17 protein-coding genes and 1 pseudogene are annotated in these 22,061 nt (G+C 47.3%); 5 read left to right on the forward strand and 13 right to left on the reverse strand.

Features of this window, described 5'->3' with window-relative positions:
- The first annotated feature begins 28 nt into the window (after nt 1-28).
- Nucleotides 29-547: a cupin domain-containing protein gene (locus tag MKY42_RS31285; protein WP_256222234.1), complete on the forward strand. Its 519-nt coding sequence runs from the start codon at nt 29-31 to the stop codon at nt 545-547.
- A gap of 57 nt (nt 548-604) precedes the next feature.
- On the opposite strand, the gene MKY42_RS31290 is transcribed toward MKY42_RS31285, so the two are convergent.
- The 8 genes and pseudogenes from MKY42_RS31290 to MKY42_RS31325 form a co-directional block, all read right to left on the reverse strand.
- A complete protein-coding gene (locus MKY42_RS31290) occupies nt 605-1,678 on the reverse strand; it encodes a DUF1835 domain-containing protein (RefSeq protein WP_090903105.1) in 1,074 nt (357 codons plus the stop codon).
- Nucleotides 1,679-1,771: 93 nt separating this feature from the next.
- Entirely contained in the window at nt 1,772-2,431 is a 660-nt protein-coding gene (locus MKY42_RS31295) for a TVP38/TMEM64 family protein (RefSeq protein WP_090903103.1), read from the reverse strand.
- Between the two features lie 276 nt (nt 2,432-2,707).
- Nucleotides 2,708-3,136 (reverse strand): annotated as a pseudogene (locus MKY42_RS31300) (HNH endonuclease); the annotation flags it as partial.
- A 1,575-nt stretch (nt 3,137-4,711) separates the two neighbouring features.
- Entirely contained in the window at nt 4,712-5,887 is a 1,176-nt protein-coding gene (locus MKY42_RS31305; protein WP_339847364.1) for an acyltransferase, read from the reverse strand.
- A 251-nt stretch (nt 5,888-6,138) separates the two neighbouring features.
- Entirely contained in the window at nt 6,139-7,485 is a 1,347-nt protein-coding gene (locus MKY42_RS31310) for a deoxyribodipyrimidine photo-lyase (RefSeq protein WP_339847367.1), read from the reverse strand.
- Between the two features lie 27 nt (nt 7,486-7,512).
- Nucleotides 7,513-8,673: a response regulator gene (locus tag MKY42_RS31315; RefSeq protein WP_090903098.1), complete on the reverse strand. Its 1,161-nt coding sequence runs from the start codon at nt 8,671-8,673 to the stop codon at nt 7,513-7,515.
- Nucleotides 8,674-8,772: 99 nt separating this feature from the next.
- The gene (locus tag MKY42_RS31320; protein WP_339847372.1) at nt 8,773-11,871 is read right to left on the reverse strand and encodes an ATP-binding protein; all 3,099 of its coding nucleotides are present in this window, start codon (nt 11,869-11,871) and stop codon (nt 8,773-8,775) included.
- A 214-nt stretch (nt 11,872-12,085) separates the two neighbouring features.
- Complete coding sequence (locus MKY42_RS31325; RefSeq protein ID WP_090903094.1) at nt 12,086-12,508, reverse strand: SRPBCC domain-containing protein; 423 nt, start codon at nt 12,506-12,508, stop codon at nt 12,086-12,088.
- Between the two features lie 328 nt (nt 12,509-12,836).
- On the opposite strand from MKY42_RS31325, the gene MKY42_RS31330 reads away from it, so the two are divergent.
- Complete coding sequence (locus MKY42_RS31330) at nt 12,837-13,604, forward strand: class I SAM-dependent methyltransferase (RefSeq protein WP_339847375.1); 768 nt, start codon at nt 12,837-12,839, stop codon at nt 13,602-13,604.
- A 247-nt stretch (nt 13,605-13,851) separates the two neighbouring features.
- On the opposite strand, the gene MKY42_RS31335 is transcribed toward MKY42_RS31330, so the two are convergent.
- Nucleotides 13,852-14,886 carry an NADH:flavin oxidoreductase/NADH oxidase gene (locus MKY42_RS31335; RefSeq protein ID WP_179262479.1) on the reverse strand — a complete coding sequence of 345 codons (1,035 nt, stop codon included), beginning with the start codon at nt 14,884-14,886 and terminating at the stop codon, nt 13,852-13,854.
- A 42-nt stretch (nt 14,887-14,928) separates the two neighbouring features.
- A complete protein-coding gene (locus MKY42_RS31340) occupies nt 14,929-15,123 on the reverse strand; it encodes a 4-oxalocrotonate tautomerase family protein (RefSeq protein ID WP_090903088.1) in 195 nt (64 codons plus the stop codon).
- Between the two features lie 224 nt (nt 15,124-15,347).
- Between MKY42_RS31340 and pepT the strand changes: the two genes are divergently transcribed.
- Nucleotides 15,348-16,586, forward strand: coding sequence for a peptidase T (gene pepT, locus MKY42_RS31345; RefSeq protein ID WP_339847381.1), 1,239 nt, complete (start codon nt 15,348-15,350; stop codon nt 16,584-16,586).
- A 151-nt stretch (nt 16,587-16,737) separates the two neighbouring features.
- On the opposite strand, the gene MKY42_RS31350 is transcribed toward pepT, so the two are convergent.
- Nucleotides 16,738-17,430 (reverse strand): cyclic nucleotide-binding domain-containing protein, encoded by a 693-nt coding sequence (locus MKY42_RS31350; protein WP_090903084.1) that lies wholly within the window; start codon nt 17,428-17,430, stop codon nt 16,738-16,740.
- 286 nt (nt 17,431-17,716) lie between these two features.
- Between MKY42_RS31350 and MKY42_RS31355 the strand changes: the two genes are divergently transcribed.
- A complete protein-coding gene (locus MKY42_RS31355) occupies nt 17,717-18,556 on the forward strand; it encodes a methyl-accepting chemotaxis protein (protein ID WP_090903082.1) in 840 nt (279 codons plus the stop codon).
- A 185-nt stretch (nt 18,557-18,741) separates the two neighbouring features.
- Here MKY42_RS31355 and MKY42_RS31360 read toward each other — a convergent pair whose 3' ends face one another.
- Complete coding sequence (locus MKY42_RS31360; protein WP_339847384.1) at nt 18,742-20,178, reverse strand: alanine/glycine:cation symporter family protein; 1,437 nt, start codon at nt 20,176-20,178, stop codon at nt 18,742-18,744.
- A 447-nt stretch (nt 20,179-20,625) separates the two neighbouring features.
- Between MKY42_RS31360 and MKY42_RS31365 the strand changes: the two genes are divergently transcribed.
- Nucleotides 20,626-21,555, forward strand: a complete 930-nt coding sequence (locus tag MKY42_RS31365) for a response regulator (protein ID WP_110000551.1) — start codon at nt 20,626-20,628, stop codon at nt 21,553-21,555.
- A 123-nt stretch (nt 21,556-21,678) separates the two neighbouring features.
- On the opposite strand, the gene MKY42_RS31370 is transcribed toward MKY42_RS31365, so the two are convergent.
- On the reverse strand, nt 21,679-21,855 hold the full coding sequence (locus MKY42_RS31370; RefSeq protein WP_090903076.1) for an aspartyl-phosphate phosphatase Spo0E family protein: 177 nt from the start codon (nt 21,853-21,855) through the stop codon (nt 21,679-21,681).
- Nucleotides 21,856-22,061 lie beyond the last annotated feature (206 nt).

Genomic DNA, 22,061 nt, shown 5'->3' on the forward strand with positions numbered 1-22,061 from the left:
GTAATGCCATAGGGAGGTGATACTTACGATGAAAGAGGACATGAACAATGTACAGACAATGTTATTCCAGGACGATGGTGTGATCCCCAATCATTCGAGTCTGCCTGTACTTCTGTATAAGGGAATTTGGGCAACAGATTCCTCTCGTGCGGAGTCGTTGCTGAACCAAAACGGATGGGGAAACAGTTGGATAAACGGCGTGTTTAATTATCATCATTATCACAGCAATGCTCACGAAGTACTTGCGGTGGTGAGTGGTTGGGTTGAGCTCATCCTTGGTGGGGAACATGGAAAGGTTGTGCGGCTTCAGGCAGGAGATGTCGTCGTATTACCTGCGGGAACCGGACATAAACGGCTGAGTGCGAGCCTTGATTTCCGCATTGCAGGGGCCTACCCAGGTGGCATGAGTTATAATACCCGAACAGGTGAACCGGGAGAGCGTCCCAAAGTTCTGCGTGAAATTCAGGAGGTTCCCATCCCGGATACCGATCCGGTCTATGGGCAAGAGGGGCCACTATTGGAGTTATGGAATCAGAACAAGACATGAAAGAATAAATGGACTGCTCCTGGATAAAAAAACTACCGGGAACAGTCCATATTTCGGTTACTGGGGAAGCCTCACACTGTAGAATCGCATGGCATGTGGCTTCCCTTCCATCTCAAGCCGTCCTTGTATGATCAACTGTCGAACACGGTATTCAATGAATGCGTCTCCGACAGCTTGTTCGAGATGGCCCAACACCTCACCTACGAGGCGGGCTGATTTTATAAACTCGCCCGGCTGTCTGGTTAACATAACTTCTCTGGCTTTCTGCATAATGTACTCATCAATCGCGTCTTCGGGCACACTCTGAATCTCGCCATCCTTCATTAATCGCAGAAGTCCAGGCTGTACAGCCAAATCCACCCACTCTTGCTCCATTTGTCTGCGTTCCTCCAAAGACAACGGTTCGGCATTCACACCGTGTTGCCACATCGCTAACAACTTCTCCGAAAAAATTTCACCTGTTCTAAGAACATCATGCTGAACTTCAGAATTATGAAATAATTCCTGATATAATGCACTGGTCTCGATCAAATAGATAGGCCCCAGCCTATCACGCAGCAAATGCATGGCATATAAAAGCCCTGTTCTCTCATGAGCATTATTCGCATACCAGATGATGATTCGGGTATCTTCATTAATTGAACTCACTACGCTGTTTAATTGAATCAGCTCATTCATGCCTTGGACGGCATAACTTCCATTCTCACTCAAATAAAGTTTCTCAAGTAGCCATAGGTGCCTGCGGTGTAAATCCGCCTTGTTCGTCAAATCGCCCAATGGACCGATGGCATAGTAGTCATTCATAGAGAAAAACCGCCGCTCCGAGCGCCCTGGAACCTTGCCCATCGCAACCTTAATGCTACCTAACGGCGATTCTCCAATCGCTATATGAATTTCACGTGGTTTCTGTGCCATCAATGCCTGTTTCTCAGCTTTCTCCCGGTTCCGATTCTCGTCCAATGTATTAAATATCGACTGAATTTTCGTTGCAAAATGATCGGAATGTTCTTTCGCTGACTGAACACTGACTTCCCTTTCTGCAATGAGATAAAGCATACGCAATAGCGAACGCAGCTCATCCTCATTCATAAGGTGCAGCTCCTTTTCAAAATCAAAGACATTGTCAATCATGTTTATCCCCCTCTAAACAGTCTTAACTGACCAGACGGTCTTCTCCGACTAAACCATACAAAATCAAACGTACGTATCTGTATCATCGTAAGTTTACGACGAAATAGACTTTCCAGAGGAGTGACTCAGATCATTCATTTCCTCACGATTGGATGACGAACGGGTGAAGTGCCGCTCCAGCTTCCGACTTGCCCACAGGGATACTACGATAAACAGCAACACGCCGCCCCACCGCACAGGGTGTTCCATAAACTGAGCTACATTGGAACCAATATACGTCACACAGAAGATCATAATGGCTTTGCCAAAACTCACCGCAAGCAGGAAGGACATTAATCTCATTCGTGCAATACCTGCCGCTACATTGATAATGACGAAAGGGCCAACCGGAAAAATACTCAACAAAAACACATAACTGAACGCATTCCGCCGAATCCATACCATGCTGCGCTGCACACGGGGTTTGTTAGCCCAACGTTCCACAAAAGCCGATTTTCCAATCTCTCTTACAATCAGAAATGTAACGGTACAGCCAAGGACCATCCCGATCCATGAATATAAAAACCCTGCCCATAGCCCGTACACGGCTCCGTTAACCCCAACAATGAGCAGCGTAGGCAGCGGGGGCACGAAGGATTTCATAAAGGTAAGCAAAATTCCCGGTAAAGGGCCCAGGGAGCGAAACTTCTCCAGCCAAAAACGAATATTCTCTTCCGTAATATAGGACATGATGTCCAAAGATGCCGGGTTCATCTGCTTCCCTCCAATCTATACAGTTCACATTTTCTAAAGAGGTGGTGCCCATAATAAAATACATCTGGTAAACCGATGTGAAGTTTCACGACTCACTTCCCCCAGTATAACGTACATATGAACGCTGTACCGTTGTCAATTTGAAGAAATTTCACCCGCGACGCTGAATAACAAAAAAGCACACCCGGACCTGTTCAGTCTTGGTGTGCTCTCTATATCGGATACCCCGCTTGAAACCCATGGTGAACAAGCTTAGGGCAGTATTTTGCTTACCGTTTATTCTAGCTGAGCTTCCTGCATTGCCAATTCATTCAGCTCTTCCTGATGCGCAGCATTCCACTCGGGAATACCGGAACGCATGAATTCCTCGGCATCCATCGCTGCTTTGGACTGATTGCACAGATTGCAGGCGCAGACACAGTTAAGTGGGGTAGTATGCCCACCTTTGGCTCGCGGCAGAAGATGGTCAATCGTATCTCCATACGAGCCACAGAAGTAACAGGTATAGTTATCACGGGTCAAAATAAACCGCTTGAAATCCTTGTTGCTAAACAATCGGCGGATCGTGTACCGATTAACCACAACAGCAGCTTTTTCCTTGACCAGCGTGACCGCCAGCTCCATATCTACTTCCTGATGCCAGCGCCGTCCTTTGTCCGTCTTGCCGCGCATGCGCACCATACCCTGCCGGTTCGTCCGAAGTGATGCCGGATCTTCCGGATCAATCGCTACAGGCACCGCCGGCGTATGACGGCGGGGGCGGCTTTCCGTTCCAGCCCCGTGACTGCGGCTGGAATGTGCTGGCGCCCGCTGCCCGGATGATCCGGCGCGGGCTGTGTCTTCGCCGCCCGCCTTAGGCGCACGCTCCTTGCGTGACGGGCGCGGCTTCGACCCGGGCGAGCCTGGCTGGCGCCCGGGTGCAGGAGGCGCAGCCTCCATGGCCGCGCCCGGCGCTTGGCCGGGCGCGGGCTGTGCAGCAGCGGCAGGCTGTGCGGCCGCTGCTGGGGGTCCGGCGACCGAGGCATCGCCACGGTCGCTCAGGCTCGGCGCACTGGCCTCAGCTATGCTGCGGGCCTGTCCTGCGCCGGACGGCAGCGCGGCAGCACGTTTGCGGCGCCGCTTGCGTTTGCGCTTGGCTGCGGTCGGCTGATCCGCAGCCCCTGGCTCTGCTGCCAGGCCTTGCGGCTTGGCGTGCAGCAGAGCCTTGGCCGCCGCAATCTCCTGCTCGGCGGCCTGATCCGTGTCAGCGGCTATACGCGCGCGGGCACGCTTCGCAGATGGATCAGCAATCGCTGTATGCACCTGCGAATCCCTGTCTTGCAGATCAGCCCCCGTCTGCGGCTGATCTACAGCCTCGCTCTCCACCTCAGTTCGGGAGAGCGATTCCTTACCGGTATGCAGCTCTGGTCGCTTCGCCTTTCTCCTCCTTCTCCTCTTCTTGCGGTTGCCCGAAGGGGAAGAGACAGTTGAAGAAGCAACGAAGTCAGCCGTTTCACCTTCCGACGAAGAAGATGAACCTGTGGATGCCTGTGACTCCTCGCGTCTTTGTGAAGTAGCAGCAATAGAAGGTGTTCCATTAACGGCATCGACGATCCGTTCAGCTCTATGATTCGCAGATGCAGAAGGTCTGGCAGCCGCAGCACCTTGATGGCTCTTTATCGCCTCATCCGAAGTCCGGAGTGAGGTGTTATCGTTATCCGCTCGTCCACCGAGCTGACGACAGTGGCGACAAGCGCCACGTCTGGCTCCCGGGCCAGCCCGCTTTCCGGTTCTTCGTCGAAATTCGGACAAAGGTCGCTTTTGCCCGCAATACATACATGTCTTGGTCAGTTGCGCTTCATGTTCCGTCATTTCCTGCCGGAAAGGGGCCGAGCCCGTCTCCATGTTGTCACCTCGGTTCCGTATGAATCCGGTTTCTTTCTATTGTATCACATCTGCTCGTTAACACACTCATAGCCAGATGTCCCATAGTCTTTTGTCTTGTACTCCTGCGTCTGTCCCACGCATTCGTGAAGGATGTGTTCCACATATTCCAATATATCTTGCATCGGTTTCCCGCATTGTTCACATGTTGTCATTGTTCTCACCTTAATCCTGTTCTTAAAGTTCTCTGCTTATAAAAAAATAATTGTGTTCCGCCTTCTCATTACCCTTCGCGTGTAAAAAAGAAACATCCGTTCCCCATATATAAATCAAATTGGGAATCAAAAAACCGTTTCCTGCTCAACCCTAATGGTCGACCAAGAAACGGTTTATTATTCCTGTATTGGTGTAAATCTTTTAACGAACGTCGAATTGTCCCGAGTTTTGTTGCGGTACCAGACGTGGCTTCGGTTTTGGCAAATTGCCGAAAATCACCCATGCAAACGGAATGAATTTTGCCGTGAGTCCAACCACAATCCAGGAAGCGATTAACGCCACACCAAAACCTCCGGCGTACCAAAGGTGAATCAGCCAGGAAACCCCGGTTTGTGGTGGAAAATTCCGATAGACCAACAGGAAGAATGGATGAATCAGATAAATACCAAAGGACAATGCCCCAAGCCGATTGAGCGGCTTAACAATCAGCGATGGTCCTTTGCGATAAAGCAGGTACGCGATTTGAATAAGCACCAACGCACATGCGAACGTATGCAGATTCCAGAAAAACTCGTACCACAGCGTGTTATACGTTGCGATCTTCATGCGAAGCAGATAATAAATGTACACATGACCGAGTCCGGCCAAAATCCATACCGCCCACAGCACAATCCATGAAACTACACGAGCTTTGGTTGCATTCTCCCGACTGATGACAAACCATTGTTTAATCTTCGGAAAATATACCCCGATAAAAGCACCCAGCATGAAATAGGAGAAATACGAGAACGCCCAACTTCCCTTGTTCGGCACCTGGAAACCATATTTATTACTTACGATAAATGCCCACTGAATGAGCAGCCCAATTGGTACCGACCATTTGACGACTGAGGGATATTTCTTGAGCAGCCACAATACCAACGGGAATAACAGATAGAATTGCATATTAATAAATACAAAGTACAGATGCGTATACGCCTTGCCCGTGAACAGTTTTGTTATGAAGCTTACTGTTGATTCTCCGAACGGACGGCCCTGATAATGCGTGAAGTGCAGGATTACAAAATACATTAATGAAAATAGGAAATACGGCAGTAAAATGTAAACAAATCTTTTTTTGTAAAAGTTGCTGACCAGCTTCTTGTCGAGCGGGCGAGAATAATAGTTATAGAACAGTACAAAACTGCTCATAAAAATAAACGTTGGTGTACCATATTTCATAAAAATATTAATAAAATTGTACAGCCAGTAATACCCTGAACTTGTCATGTCCACCGTCGCGTATGAAGTGGAATGTACACACAGCACACCGATGATCGCCATTGCCCGCACGAGATTCAGCTCTGGGATTCGCTCTCTTTTGATTGTTTCACTCATAATTAGCGTTTCTCCTTAATATGTTTCGTTGATATGTCTAAGATGACTTAATATGATAAGCTCTCTATCTATTAAAAAGCATAAAGCTTAAGATGGATAGTCCAAATTCTTAAAAGTTCCTAAATATTCAATATGTTTCATAGTCTTTTCATGTCTATATATGTAAAAAAAGACCGCTATCACGCGGCCTGTGGGCATGTTTCGTACCTGTCCAAAATATTGCTGGTTCACTGGGATGAAAATGGTAAACTTCAATGCTGACGACTGGCCAGAATCTGTTTATAGATCTCTATAGCCGACTGTCTTGATATTTTCAGATCAACAATGGCATTCTGACGAGGCTGATGAATCTCTTTGCTATGCAAATCCTTCAGGTCAGGCAGCCATTTGCGGATATAATCCCCTTGGGGATCATACTTCTCTGACTGTGTCACCGGATTGTTCACCCGAAAGTATGGAGCTGCATTCTCGCCAAGTGATGCACACCACAGCCAGTTGCCCCGATTTTGAATATTATCATAGTCACGAAGCTTGCGCCTGAAATACGCTTCACCCAGCGTGAATGGGCACTGCAGATTTTTGGTAAGGAACATCGCGGTCAGAATACGAAGCCGATTCGGCATATGTCCAGTCTCATTCAGTTCCGTCATCGCTGCGTCGATAATCGGAATGCCCGTATCGGCCTTGCACCATCGTTCAAAGTGGACCTCGCTGAGTGCCGACAGATCATAAACTTTTTCATATGTAAAATAATGACTCTCATATACAGCCCGATACAGATAGAAGTCGCGGAAACATAATTGCCTGATCCATTCATCCGAATGCTCCGTACGTTTTGCAGCATCGTACATCTTGCGAATGGATACAGCCCCCACAGCTACATATGAACTGAGACCACTCGGTTCATATGCTTCATATTCATCCCGATGATCTCCGTAATCGGCAATTCTGTCAGATAAAAAGCCATCCAACAATTGATGAGGTTCATTCAAATCCGAACCATCATATGCCAGCAATTGTTGTGGTACCTGGAATGTCTCTGGCCATTCTATCTGCTGATCACTGACCTTCACCTCTGCAACCGTAGTGGTTGAAGCTGGATTGGGATGCTCATTCATGAATTCCACCCAGCGTCGGTGGAAGGCAGCAAATACTTTATATGGCTCCGACTTGCCCGTAAAATCAGCAAACCCCTTCAAATCCATCAACAGATGATCCGTCAGCTGGGTAAATGTGACTTCTCGTTCCTCGGTTACCTTGCGTATTCCACGATCCCGTTCCATTGCATATGGGGTCATATCCCGATGAACAATAACTTCATCTATACGACCTTGCATCTGTTCGAGGATATAATCAATCACCTCAGCCGGTTTGCCATAAGCTACGTGCAGCTTGCGACCAGAATCGCGATACCGCTTACCAAGATCAACAGCATGCTGTAGAAAATTCACTCCGCTATGTTCCTGTTCACGACCCTGCCGCAGCAGAAATGGATCATAGATGAGCACATGCAGACTCTCTGCATCCTGGTGCCGCAAATAATCGAATGCCACCAGATCATCTGTACGCAAATCTTTGCGATGTATGAATAACTTCATGCTTCATCCCCCTGCCTGAGCTTCTGCCTACTTTGCCGTTAAATCTTCATACAGCCTGCTTGTCTCCGGCTCCGGTTGATGCCCCAGTTCCTCAAGCAGGGTCAGCTTAAATGACTGATATATTCTGAGTATGGCTTGTTGATCATCCATGGATGCACTTACTCTCATCATTAATCGGCAGATTTCTTCGGCGTACGGCTCCCGTTCCTGTAGTTCGCTCAATTTCTCCATCGCTTCCTTGCCCCGTCCATGCTCCATGTCCCATTCAGCGATATCCATAACCAGTGCTACATATTTACGTCTCAGATCTCTCGCTCTGGATTGAGCCCAGTGATAATCATGCTCCTCCAGATAATCACCGCGATAGAGCGAGACGATATCTCTCAGTTGATCCACATTATCTGACGTAACGTCCGCGTATGCCGTTCCTTGCTCGAACTGCTCTACATCACTTACCAGATTACCCGATAACAAACGATAACGGTTCATGTTGTATTCCAGCTTGCCCGTCATGTTCCATTCCCTCAGCAGTTTGCGGATTTGATAAACGGATGTATGCAGATGCGTTAGCCCTTTCTCTTGCGAGACATCCGCCCACAATTTATCAAGTAGAATCTCTTTGCTTACCCAATCTCCTCTATGGTGAAACAAAAAAGCAAACAATTCCTGCGATTTGGCTGTGCGCCACTTGTGCTTCTGTGCTTCCTGATCCAGGCTTCGGTAGATGTCCAGATGTTTAAAAGTAAGCAGTCCAGGCATGCGGGTATCCACCCCCACAGCCTCAGATTCCTGAACCTCGGCAGTTGCTGCAACCAGTGAGGATATGGACATCATTCCTGCGGCAATACGATCGATTGTTTTGCCAAGCCTCGCTGAACTTACCGGCTTGAGCACATAATCCAGCGCCTGGAGCTCAAAGGCTTCAACCGCATGATCAGCGTAAGCCGTTATAAATATAATACGAATACTGCTGTCCAATTGTTGTATATATTCAGCCGCTTCCAGTCCATTCATTTCCGGCATGCCAATGTCCAGAAACACAACGTCCACACGCTCTTTTGCCAGAAAATCCAGACCTGCACGGGCTGTCGAAAAACACTGCACGGGGGTAATCCGTCCATCTGATCGTAACAGACGCTCCAGATGAAGCTGCGCCGGCTTCTCGTCATCGATTACAATGGCTTTCATCGCTCTTCCAGCCTCCTGCCGTGAATTATTCAATAGGAATACCGCTTATATTGGCACCCGCTTATTAATCTGTTAACCAGAATTGCCTAAATCGGCCCATTATTTGGAGTTAATTTCCTTCTCCACAGGTATACGAAACCGTATTAGCGTTCCTTTCCCCGAATGACTCTGAATCTCAAGCCCTTGACCATACAAGGACAGCAGGCGTCGATTTATATTCTGTAGCCCTACACCCCCAGGACCTTCCGTTCGCCCTGAATTCACCTGAGCCAAACGCTCAGGAGGTATGCCTACTCCATCATCCTGTACCACAATGACGATGTGCTCGCCTTCCCTGGTAATGCCAAGGTTAACCGTGCCGCCTGCAGCACGCACCATTACCCCGTGACGAATCGCATTCTCCACAAGCGGTTGAATGCTGAGCGGTGGCAGGTAAAGACGCACATCTGGGTCAATATCATAACGGACCACCAAACGCTCCTCGAACCGTGCTTGCTCCAGATGTACATAGGACTCCACCAACTCCAACTCCTTCGCGAGCGGAACCAGTTGGTCACGGTTCTGGAAGTCGAAGCTCCCCCGCAGGTATTGACTCAGTTCAATAAGCAAATCGGTCGCTTTGTCTGGATTGACCGCGCACGTTGCAATAATGACGTTGAGCGCGTTATATAGAAAGTGCGGTTTGATCTGGGCTTGCAAGAAAGCCATTTCCGTACGAATAACTTCCTGTACGGAGGCACGCATCTCAATTAACGTCCTCACCCGGGCACGCAGTTCACCTGCATCCACAGGTTTGCTCAGAAAATCATTTGCTCCTGCCTGGAAACCCATTCTAATATCCTCAGGCAGCCCGCGAGCTGTCAGCATCAGAATAGGCAGTTCGGACAAGGAACTGTTCTCACGCAGCTTGCGACACAGCTCAAGCCCGGACATTCGCGGCATCATCCAGTCTGTAATAACAAGATCAATGGAGGGGTGTTCTTCACGAAGCTTCAATGCTGCTGCCCCACTATCCGCTGCAATGACACGATAACGTTCCGTCGATAACAAATTGAACAATACCTGTCGATTAACGGGATCATCATCCACAATTAGAATGGTATGCTCTGCTTCCAGGATATCATTCGTCTCATCCCAATCCATTGCTGCTGCCGTATCCTGCGCTCTTCTTTCTTGGGTAGACACATAATGGGCTGCAACAGGCCTCGAACTCGCTTGCAGCAAAGGAAACTGCACAATAGGCAGGGTAAAATGAAAGGTCGAACCCTCACCTGGCTCCGATTCTACCCAGATGGTTCCTCCCCCAAGTTCGACCAGTTTGCGAGTGATACTCAGTCCAAGACCAGTTCCCCCGTTAACCCTCTCACTTGTTCCGTTGCCCTGTTCGTAAGACTGAAATATGTCTTCCAATTTATCTGGGGTGATACCGACACCTGTATCGGCGACAGATACCGTTACCAGAGCTCCATCCACACGAGCATAGAGCCGAATCTCCCCCTGCTTCGTGTACTTATACGCATTGCCCAGCAGATTGTACAGAATCTGTCTCAGCCGATCCTCGTCCGCCTCAACCAGCGGTAACGCTGGAGGCCATTGCTGAATCAGTACAACCGGTTTATCTTCAAAGGTAAAACCAGAGACTTCAACGACCGTTCGGGCAACGGACTCGAGGTCCACAGCACTCCGTTTTAATTCAATTTCACCATTTTTAAGCTTCGAAAAATCCAAAATATCGTTTACCAGCAGTGAAAGCCGCTTTCCAGTTGAGGTGATCATGGACAAATTTTTGGCCTGCTTGGGTGTAACCGCCCCAGCCGCCCCTTCCAGCATCGATTGAGCAATATTAATAATGCCATGCAAGGGTGTCCTCAGTTCATGTGACGTATTCGCCATAAACTCGTCCTTGAGGCTGTCGATGGCAAGCAAACGTTCAGACAACGCTTCAACTTCACGGAATGATTGTGCGAATCGGATCGCAGTTAGAATCATCTGTGCAAAGACAAATAACAACAGCTCATACAGCGCTAGAAATGTCGTATCCACGGTAGTGAAAGCACCCACGGTGTGCAGCACAACCACCATAAATATACTCATCATGCTCATCAGGACAAAATGACCGTCATTCGGTCGATATTTCAGCCAAAGGAGCATAGCTCTCAGCGTGTAACCAATCACCACGAGTGAAATCAGCAGCATGGGCAGCTCCAGCATGGAGAACAGAACAGGAGACAATGTAACACCCACCGTGCATTGGACGAGTACCAGAACTACACCCAAGCGGACAAACCATTGATGAACTGCTCCAGGTACAAGCGCATCCATATAACGGAGCAAGAAATAATACGCAAGAGCCGCGCTGATTAATTGAATCCGCAGAATTTCATTATTCGGTAAAAACGGTAACAGGGTTCCCAGCAACTTCTCGCCATGAGTCAATGCGTACATCGCACCGGACAGGCTGAATAACCCCAAATAGTGAAGCTCTTTTTCACTGCGCCGCAGCCGGAAGAGCATCAGAAAGAAGGCCGCTGGCAGAATAAATCCGAACAGTGTCATCAGATCCTTGAGCCAGTCCTGCTGTTGACCTTTCAGAATGCTGTGCTCGTCTCCGAACAAAATGGATGCGATAATGCCGCCTGACGAGTAGCTGTAATTGGATACCTGAATGATAATATCTGCGATGTCGCCTTCTATAGAGGTAAATCCCGTAAAAGGCAAATTGAGCTGAATATCGGTATTTTCCGTTGCACCTGGCAGCCCTTTGCCGCCAATCTCTTTGCCATCGATGAATAAACGATGGGCCATGCGGATATTTTGCGTACGTATCCCATAATCGTTCTTCTCTAATCTCTGGGGAATGCGAACACGCAAATGATAAGTTCCATACCCGTGCGCCTCTCCAAGAGTGCCATTCCATCGGGATGGGACATGGATAGGGACAGGCTTGGAAAGCGGCTTGCGTCCGGATAAATCCGCCTCAAAGTCAACAGGTGTCAACAATTGGCCCGGATAGAAATCCCATGTACCATCCAGAGAAGCAGCCCCCTGCCTGTCGAAATTCCAGCCGGTCAGGTCCATGACCCCATCCCTCGCATGAGGGTTGCCGCGTTCGGTAAAATACGTTTGTACAATGAAACCCAGAGGAAAAACAACAATACATATAAAGCTAATGGTGAGCATAATCCAGTGTTTTCTCATCTATGTAATCCTTCCGCCTCTATAGCGAGAGACGTCTAATTTTGTCGTTTTATTCCTATAACTCCATGTTACACGTTTCTGTTGCTGACGGAAATAGTTCTCACATGATATTTTAACGCCAAAAAAGCCACAGGCTCTGCTGCCGGAATGAAGACCGGAGTAAGACCCGTGACTTTTTGAATTTGTTGAATATCTATTTTACTTTCTTGTTTCCTTACGCTTGTCCAACGACCTGAGCCAGTTTCTGCACAATTCCAGCCCAGCCCTGCTCCATTCGTTCACGAACCATGGCATGAGCTTGTCCGAATTCAGTCAGTTTGTCCGCGTCCCAGCCACTGTGAATCAAGGTAAAGTTCGTGTCTTGTCCTTGCTCCGTCAGTTCAAACGTAAGCGTCCAGTCCTTACCCCATTGGAATGACAGCTTGTGTAGTGGCTGAACTTCCGTGACTTTGCACGGTGATTTACCGAAGGGGCCTGCTTCCAATATAAATTCATGCCCTTCCACTGGCTCCAGATTGCTTGGCATAAACCACGATTCCAAACCTTTCGATGTCGATACAATCGCCCACACGTTCTCCACAGGTGCGTGAAGCAACAGTTGTTCCCGAATATCTGGCAATGCACTTGAAGATTCCATCATATCTCCTCCTAGATATATATCAGCATTTTGCATCATTCCATTTATATCTCATGGAATTGATGCAAAATCCCCTTTTATCTTATTGTTCGAATTTAAGTGATGAGTGTCAAATATATTCCGCTAACAACAGGTATTATGGCAGGCGCTTTGTTGACCGGCTCTCAACCTCACCCTATAATTGGAACATATTACATAAAAGGTGCGTGATTTCTTATGATAGTCTGCTCTGAAAAATTCAATTCCAACCGTTGCCGGAAGGGATAAACATCTCGTAGCTATTCCCTTCCACGTTCTCATTCTAATTATGTTGTGGAGGAAACGTTACATGTCTTTTAGTTATTATGGTCCATTATGTACCGAGGTTTACAATGCCACCAAGCCCGTTGGTCACTCCCTTGGAGGCGATATTGAATTCTACCGTGATTATCTGAAGAACTGCAATGGACGCATCCTGGAAGCGATGTCTGGCTCAGGTCGAATGCTGATTCCATTACTTGAGGCTGGTTTGAAGGTCGACGGTCTTGATTATTCAAAGGAAATGCTCGATTCATGCCGTGCTCTTTGCGACATACGGGGATTGCCCATGCCTGAATTGTTCGCTGCTGATCTGGAGACACTTGATCTTCCTTATCGCTATGAAGTCATTATCATCGCCGCAGGCTCCCTGCTGCTTATTCAAGACAGACTGGCTTCCATAAAGGCCCTGCGTAATCTGTATCACCATCTGGAACCGGGAGGCCGGCTTGTGCTGGACCTCTTTCTACCCGATGTAATGAATACGACTTCACACTACTCAGGTACCTCGACTGTTCAATTACCGGATGGCGATACGATCACAATGGAGAGCAAAGACATCGAAGTCAATATGCTTCAGCAGTACAAAGTAAGTCTGATTCGCTATGAAAAGTGGCGCCACGGCACCCTCATAGCCACGGAACTGCAACAGCTTGCATTACGTTGGTACGGTGTGGAGGAGCTGCGCATGATTCTGGAACAGATCGGTTTCATTAACGTTGTTGTATATGCAGACTTCGATCCCGAGCAGGCACCTTCGCGTTCTGATCAGAAATTTGTGTTTGAAGCTACACGATGAATACCCTCGGAAGTGGTTTCACTTTCAGATCAAAGCGCTAACAATCGACCGCACCGGGAAAGATCCAAGATCGAGGAAGTAACGTGCCTACGATTCGTTAATACGTAAACCTGTAAAAATTGCAGCTAATAACAGTTGCTCGGTTCGTTAGATTGTAATGATGCTAAAAAAGGGATGTCCTCCGTCATGTTCATGACTTATGGGACATCCCTTTATCATTGCATCTATATAAATGTTCTAATTAAGATCAGTATCCTCGGGAATATGGCTGTGCGATAGCCGCTTGATCTTTGCTAACACCCAGTTCCAGCGCTGCATGAGTCGCCCAGTAAGGATCACGTAGCATACCTCTGCCAACCGCGACCAGATCTGCATCACCGTTGCCGATAACTGCTTGAGCCAGAGCTGAATCCTCAAGCATGCCTACCGCAATGACAGGAACGTTCAGTTCTTCACGGAAACGACGAGCAAACGGCACTTGGTAACCAGGGTAGTTACCCGGTTTACGTTGTCCGGAAGGTCCTTCACCGCCAGAGCTAATGTGGAACATATCCACGCCTGCTGCCTGATAGGCACGAGAAATTTCAATGGTATGATCAATATCATACCCGCCATCAGCGTATTCCACTGCCGAAATCCGCATGATCAGCGGCATATCTTCCGGCATTTCTTTTTTCGCTGCACGAATAATCTCGACACCAAAACGGGAAAGATCCTGCCCATACTCATCCTCGCGATGGTTCATCAGTGGAGAATGGAACTGGTGAATGAGGTAACCATGCGCACCATGCAGCTCAATGGCATCGACCCCGGCAGCTACTGCACGGCGTACACCGTCCGCAAACTTCTGTACCATGGCTTGTGTTTCCTCTGTAGTTAAAGCGTGTGGTGTATTGAAGCTCTCTCCAGGGAAGGTAACCACCGATGGAGCTACAGGTCGAGCTGCATCCTCTGCTTTACGTCCAGCATGCGCGATCTGAATCGCCACCTTGGAGCCATAAGCGTGAATGCCATCCACCAGCTTGGTAAAGGCAGGAATGTGTTCATCTGACCAGATGCCCAGATCATTGTCGGTAATACGTCCGTCCGGATCAACATCCGTCATCTCGATCACGATCAACCCTGTACCGCCAACCGCACGGCTTACATAGTGTACCTGATGCCAATCGTTTGGAATACCGTCTTTGGCAGTAACGGAATATTGGCACATCGGTGCCATGACGACACGGTTATTTAGTTGAAGCCCCTTCAATTGATACGGGGAAAATAATTTCTCTGTCATTCCAGGTACATCTCCTATTCAATATGGTATATGTTAAGGCATTTAATTGTTTTGCTGATCGGAAAATAGCTTTCCATTCTTGCCGTAGTTACTCTTTTCCAGATCCTCAATGAATATGAATACGTTGCTCGGATCGACGTCCAGTGTCTCACAAGCCACTTGGGTCATCCGTTCAATCAACTGGCGTTTCTGCTCCGTTGTCTTGCCTTCCAGCACTTTAACGGTTATAAATGGCATGGCAAAATTCACATCCTTTTATTAGTTATATTATGAACTTAACCTACAGGAAAACAAGTACGTACTTTTTTGTGCGATAGTACCCTTTTTGATACCTAGTCTGCATCCATCTCTGATTGATCCATTACTCGAAACCGTTCCAAAACATGATATGATAGTCATACGGACACTCAGGAAATAATATACCCAACTATAATAAACCGAAGCCAAAGGAGCGATTACTGGTGAAAGATATTTTAATTCAAAGACTGACAACCTATGCTCAAATGGATACGCAATCCGATGAAAATAGTGAAACCTGCCCTTCCACACCAGGCCAGCTGGTTTTGGGTAAATACTTGGTTGACGAATGCAAAGCCATTGGTTTGCAGGAAGTGACCATGGATGATAACGGCTATGTGATGGCTACATTGCCATCCAACACAGACAAGGATGTTCCAGTGATCGGTTTCCTTGCTCATCTGGATACAGCAACCGACTTCACAGGCAAAGATGTCAAACCACAGGTCATCGACAACTATGATGGAGAGGATATTGTACTGAATCAGGAGCTGGATGTGGTGTTATCCACCACGGATTTCCCGGAACTGCGTGAATATAAAGGCCACACTCTGATTACAACAGATGGCACAACACTGCTTGGTGCGGACAATAAAGCCGGCATTACCGAGATCATGACGGCGATGGCCTACCTGATTGAACACCCGGAAGTAAAACACGGAAAGATTCGCGTTGCTTTTACCCCGGATGAAGAGATTGGCCGCGGGCCGCATAAGTTCGATGTGCCTGCTTTTGGAGCCAAATATGCCTACACGGTGGACGGCGGACCGCTCGGCGAGCTGGAATACGAAAGCTTCAACGCGGCGGCTGCCAAAATCACAGTTCGGGGCACCAACGTGCACCCGGGTACAGCCAAAAACAAGATGGTCAATTCTGCTAAAATTGCGATGGAGTTGAACCGCCGATTGCCTGCGGAGGAAGCTCCCGAATTCACAGAAGGGTATGAAGGATTCTATCATTTGTTATCCATCGAGGGAGACGTCGAACTAACCAAGATGAGCTACATCATTCGGGACTTCGACCGGGAGAAGTTCGAGGAACGCAAAGCATATTTGTTAAAAGTCGTGGACGAATTGAAAAGCAAATATGGCGAGAAAAGCATTTCCATTGAACTGAATGATCAATACTATAACATGCGTGAGAAAATCGAACCTGTGCGCCAGATCGTCGATATTGCACATGAAGCGATGACTCGCCTGGATATCGAGCCTGTCATCCGTCCGATTCGCGGGGGTACAGACGGTTCCCAACTCTCATACATGGGGATGCCTACACCCAACATCTTCACGGGCGGAGAGAACTACCACGGCAAATTCGAATATGTATCAGTGGATAATATGGTGAAGGCCACACAGGTCATCGTGGAAATTGCTCAATTATTTGAACAGCGTGGAGATGTTTAGTTCGACATAAACATAAAGCTACAGCACGGCAATACAAATAGACCATCCACCAACAGGTGAAAGCAAGATACCCTCTGGCATAGGACATGCAGAGGGTGTTTTTGTCCTGCTTATAGTGTAGAATGCTGTAGAATAGCACATCTGTCCTTATTTATTCGTACATATTACCTCCCGCAATTTCACGCAGCTGCTCCAGATTGCAGATGACAATGTTACGATTTTCTTTGCGAATGATTTCACGGTCGCGGAGGTCATGGATGACCCGGTTCAAGTGTCTATAGCTCGTGCCCAGCATATCCGCCAGTTCTGTCAGCTTGGAGGTCTGGATTTCTTCCGTGATCTGTTCCCCCTGCTCCATCGTGGACAGCAAATAACTTGCAAAACGGCTCTCGACGGGATATAGCAGGTTGAGACTCGACAGATTCGAGAAGGTATATAATTTGTGGGTCACATGGCTGAGCATAAAATGGAGAAACTTCGGGTTTTCAGCATATGTATTCTTGAGATAGCGATAGCTTACACCGAGCAGCAAACTCTTGTTGACGGATTCCACCGTGTTTTTGGCTTCCTTGCCATTGACCAGCTCCAGATCACCTACCAGCGCAGGCGGCATACTGAAACGAAGCAGCAAAGACTTGCCGTTCGGCAGTGTTGTATAAATCTTGAGCTTACCCTGGACGAGAAAATATAATCGCTCGGGACGTTCACCTTTGGCACATATAATCTCGCCTTTGGAGGCTTCAAGCAGCCTTAATTCAGCAAGCGCAGGTTCGTCGAGCACCTGATCCAGACCATGCTCCCGCGCAAGCTGGCGCAGCAATTCAAAGTCCATGATTTCTCTCATCTCGGATAAACCCCCTTTGTGGTTCTACATATACACTGGACACATGTCCCATAAACGATATACGTCCGTACGAATATCTTGATATAAAAATAGTTACAACTAGAAGTTATATCCAAAACATTAAGCTAAATGGAAAAAATTTTAATATTCAGCCCTAGAACTGACAATATTTTATGAAAAAAGGAGTACATGATAGCGCACTCTTATCCGATGAAAGATAAAGTAATAAGCATAGTTACAACTGCTAATTTCGAATTCAAATCGTGAAAGGATGGTTAGACGTACCATGAACATTGTAGATGCTCTTTTGAAAGTAATGCCTTATATCCGTCTGATTCTTAGAGAACCAGCAAGTCTAACGGTGTATGATCACGAGAAGGTATTGTATTCTGTCTCCACCGATAAGTTTAATCTTGGATTCAGCGAAGGCGATCCTCTTTTGGATGGATATAAGAACTTCACAGCTCTCAAGAACGGAAACGAAGCCTCTCTCACCCACCTGCCGGCAGAATACTACGGTATCGAGCTGGATGTCCTTAATATACCGATCTTTGATGACAATCATCAGGTCGTTGCTATTTTCTGCGTATCGTATGATCAATCGAACCAGAATCAGCTTGAAGCTATTATACAAGAAAACCAAACGATTAATGGAAACCTGGTTGAAATGGTCCAGCACGTTGCCGCTCATGCGGAGGAATTGCAGGCCACCAGCGAACAGATTCTGGAGAATACACGTCTTGCGGTACAGAACTCTTCCCAGATCAACAAGGTTGCCGGATTCATTCGTGAAATCTCGGAACAGACCAACTTGCTTGGGCTGAATGCCGCTATCGAAGCTGCGCGTGTAGGTGAAGCGGGAGCAGGATTTGGTGTGGTCGCAACGGAAGTACGCAAACTTTCTGTCGATGCCAAACAGGCTACCAGCGATATTGATATTAGCTTGAGAGATGTACAACAGGTTATTAAACAGATGGAAGTCGAAGTTTCTCAAATTGCAGCTTCTTCTCAGGAGCAAGCTACGCTTGTATCTTCCTTTACGGATGTCATCGAGAAGCTGAATGAAGCGGGAGAACGCATGAAAGCTCTGTCTGAGCAACTCATCAGTTACTCTGTGAACGAATAAGGGATAACAAGTATAACCTGATGGGATGGTTACCACTCCACCAGAGATACCTGAACCATACTGCTATATATGTAACAAACAGGACTTGGGCGTCCCCTCGTGGAGATTCCAAGTCCTGTTTTCATTTGTCTTTTTATCGTGATGTATGTGGAACTCGTATTGTATCTGATTCCATAATCCCTTCGTTATTTGGCAGATTCATTTAATTTTGTCCCGATTACCTCAGCCTCCGACTCCCAGCATTCCACTTCACCCGGAATGTGAATACGGTCCCGAGTAAAGATCGGGTCACGTCCTTCGGCCTTTTGTTTCTTATAATCCTTCAGCGCATCGAATGTCACCTTGGACAGCATCAGGATGGCAATCAGATTCACCACAACCATCAGCCCCATGAACAGGTCCGCCAAATCCCACACCAGCTGTACCTTGGCAACGGCACCGAACAGCACCATCGCGATAACACTCACACGGTATACCCACAGCCAACCTTTATTGGATTTGATAAACTCAATATTGGTCTCCCCGTAGTAATAATTCCCGATGAGCGTACTAAAGGCAAACAGGAACACCATGACTGCCAAAAATCCGGACGCCCATGAACCCATATGCACACTTAATGCCGCTTGAGTTAATTCAATGCCACCCAGATTGGAACCTTTGTACACGCCTGATAGCAAAATAATCATGGCCGTGCTTGTACAAATGACCAAGGTATCCGTCAACACACCCAACGCCTGAATAAGCCCTTGTTTAACCGGATGTGTTGTATCCGCCGTAGCCGCAGCATTCGGTGCACTACCCATACCGGCCTCGTTGGAGAACAAACCACGTTTGACACCATTCATCAGCGCGGCTCCAAGTGTACCTCCAGCGACCTGTTCAATGCCGAAGGCATTTTTCACAATCAGCGCAATCATAGCCGGAAGCTGTGTGATGTTCGACAGAACAACAAATGCAGCCACGCCAATGTACAGCACAGCAAGAACAACGACGATATATTCGGATGCCTTGGCAATCCGTTTAACACCACCCATAATGATTCCCGCAAACACAACGGCCATAATAATACCTACAGTCAACCGATCAATGCCGAATGAATTTTTGAATGCAACTGTGATCGTGTTGGACTGCACAGCATTAAAGACCAAACCAAACGACAACGTGATGAGAACTGCGAACAATATCCCCATCCAGCGTTTCCCGAGGCCACGCTCCATATAATAAGCCGGACCCCCGCGGAATCCGCCCTTATCTTTGATTTTATAGATTTGAGCAAGTGTACTCTCCACAAAACTCGAAGCCGAACCAAAAATCGCGATAACCCACATCCAGAATACAGCCCCTGGTCCCCCCAGTGCGATTGCCAGTGCAATGCCGGTAATATTTCCGGTTCCCACGCGGGCTGCCATACTGATACAGAATGCCTGAAACGGCGAAATTTTGCCGGGCTCCTTACTTTTCGGCTCCTTGAGCACTTTCACCATATCCCCAATCATGCGGAATTGCATGAACCGGGTCTTGGTCGTAAAATACAAACCACATACGACCAACAAGATGATTAACAGCTTGGACCACAGAAAATCATTGAAAACTGCAATAATATCTTGTATTGTTTGCTCCATTGGCAATGCCCCTTTTCGTTAATGGTTCGTTAAAAAGCGTTCCCAGCTGTATGACTGAGCGAAAAATTCTAATACTACTTCATAAAGGCATGCAGTTCTATCACCTCAGACAGACAACTTCCAGCTGAAGTTCGATAGGTTAAGAGCATCGTTTGTACCATTCTGCATATCTCGGAATCCACACTTTCGGATGTTACCTATACTACAGGGACATCTACGGAAATCGACAAATACCTACACAGAATCATTTAAATTTTTTATAAATAAGCAACGTTTATCCATTCACTGTCACTTTATCTGACATATTGATCAACATACACGGGTCTTCACATCGGGATATACAACCAAGTATGATAATAGGGGACATTACTAGCAGGGAAAGATCATTTATAGATGCAGAGAACGAAATATATAGGCGTAGACTTAATCAGAGAGGAGGACACGGAAATGCGTTATTTTATTGTGGATGATGATCCTGGGGTTCGATCCATGCTGATGGATATTATTGAAGATGAGGGGCTCGGGGAGATCGTGGGGGAAGCCGATGATGGAGCTCATATTCATGCTGAACTGCTGGAGCTGCATAAGGTGGATGTACTGCTGATTGATCTGCTCATGCCGCAGCGAGACGGGATTCAGACGATACGTGCGCTGGAAGGAAGGTTCGATGGCAAGATCGTGATGATCTCCCAGATTGAGTCGAAAAATATGATCGGGGAAGCCTATTCGCTTGGCATCGAATATTATATTACGAAGCCGATTAATCGGCTGGAGATCCTGTCTGTTCTGCGTCTGGTGGACGAACGTCTGCGCATGCAGCAATCCATCGCTGATATTCAGCGTACGCTGCAAGGACTGTCCAGATTGCAATCTTCCGAACGAGCTTCAACACCAGCCCCGGACAAAACGATCACGACCGCAGGACATTTCCTGTTATCCGAGATGGGCATGATCGGAGAAGCCGGCAGCAGAGATCTGCTGGACATGCTGGAATACCTGGAGCAGATTGAAACGGAGGAACACAAGCTCTCTCCATACACGTTCCCGTCACTTAAAGATATCTTCCAGAATGTAGCCATACGCAAACTGGGTTCCGATGCTTCATCGGCTGAAATAACGAAGGAGATCAAAGCTTCTGAGCAGCGCGTTCGCCGTGCCATTTTCCAAACATTAAGCCATGTCGTATCGCTTGGACTCACGGATTACACACATCCGAAGTTCGAAAATTACGCGTCAAAGTTCTTTGACTTTACGGAGATCCGCAAGAAAATGCTGGAACTGCAAAACAATGTGGAGCCCTCCTTGTCCCAAACACGCATTAATACCAAAAAGTTCGTTCAGGTACTGTATCTGGAAGCCAAGCGGCTGCTACATTGAGGAACAAACAAAAAAACATGCGCTCATGATTGAACTGGATTGATACAGCATTCGTTCTTCCTGCTGCCTATTCCAACTATTATCATGTGCGCATGATTGCAAAAAAAAGCTCATCTATATCCATCAAGCCCTCGGCTTGCTTAGATTCATTCGATTATACTCATTGATTAATTCATCCAGTACCATGGACTGCTGAAGCACATCGGGATGTCCAAATCTACCCTCGTTATGCTCTACCAACATATGAAGGTTACGTCTGGCTTTCTCTATTTGATTTTTTAATTCCAAACTCATAACCATCGCACCTGATCCCTCCTTATTTCTGTGTTACATTTTAGGTTTTCCTGTCAATCTATAGTTGGATTAACATATGGCATAGTTCACATGGATGTTTTGTATCCTTCTCCAATTTTTGAAAGTCTCTATAGCTATTCCTAGAAGACGATCCGAAAATGGCTCTGCTATGCCTAATATAAAGAAGAGATTCCAATTCCACGAGCAAATTT

This window comes from Paenibacillus sp. FSL W7-1088 (genome assembly GCF_037969855.1).
Lineage (GTDB): Bacteria > Bacillota > Bacilli > Paenibacillales > Paenibacillaceae > Paenibacillus.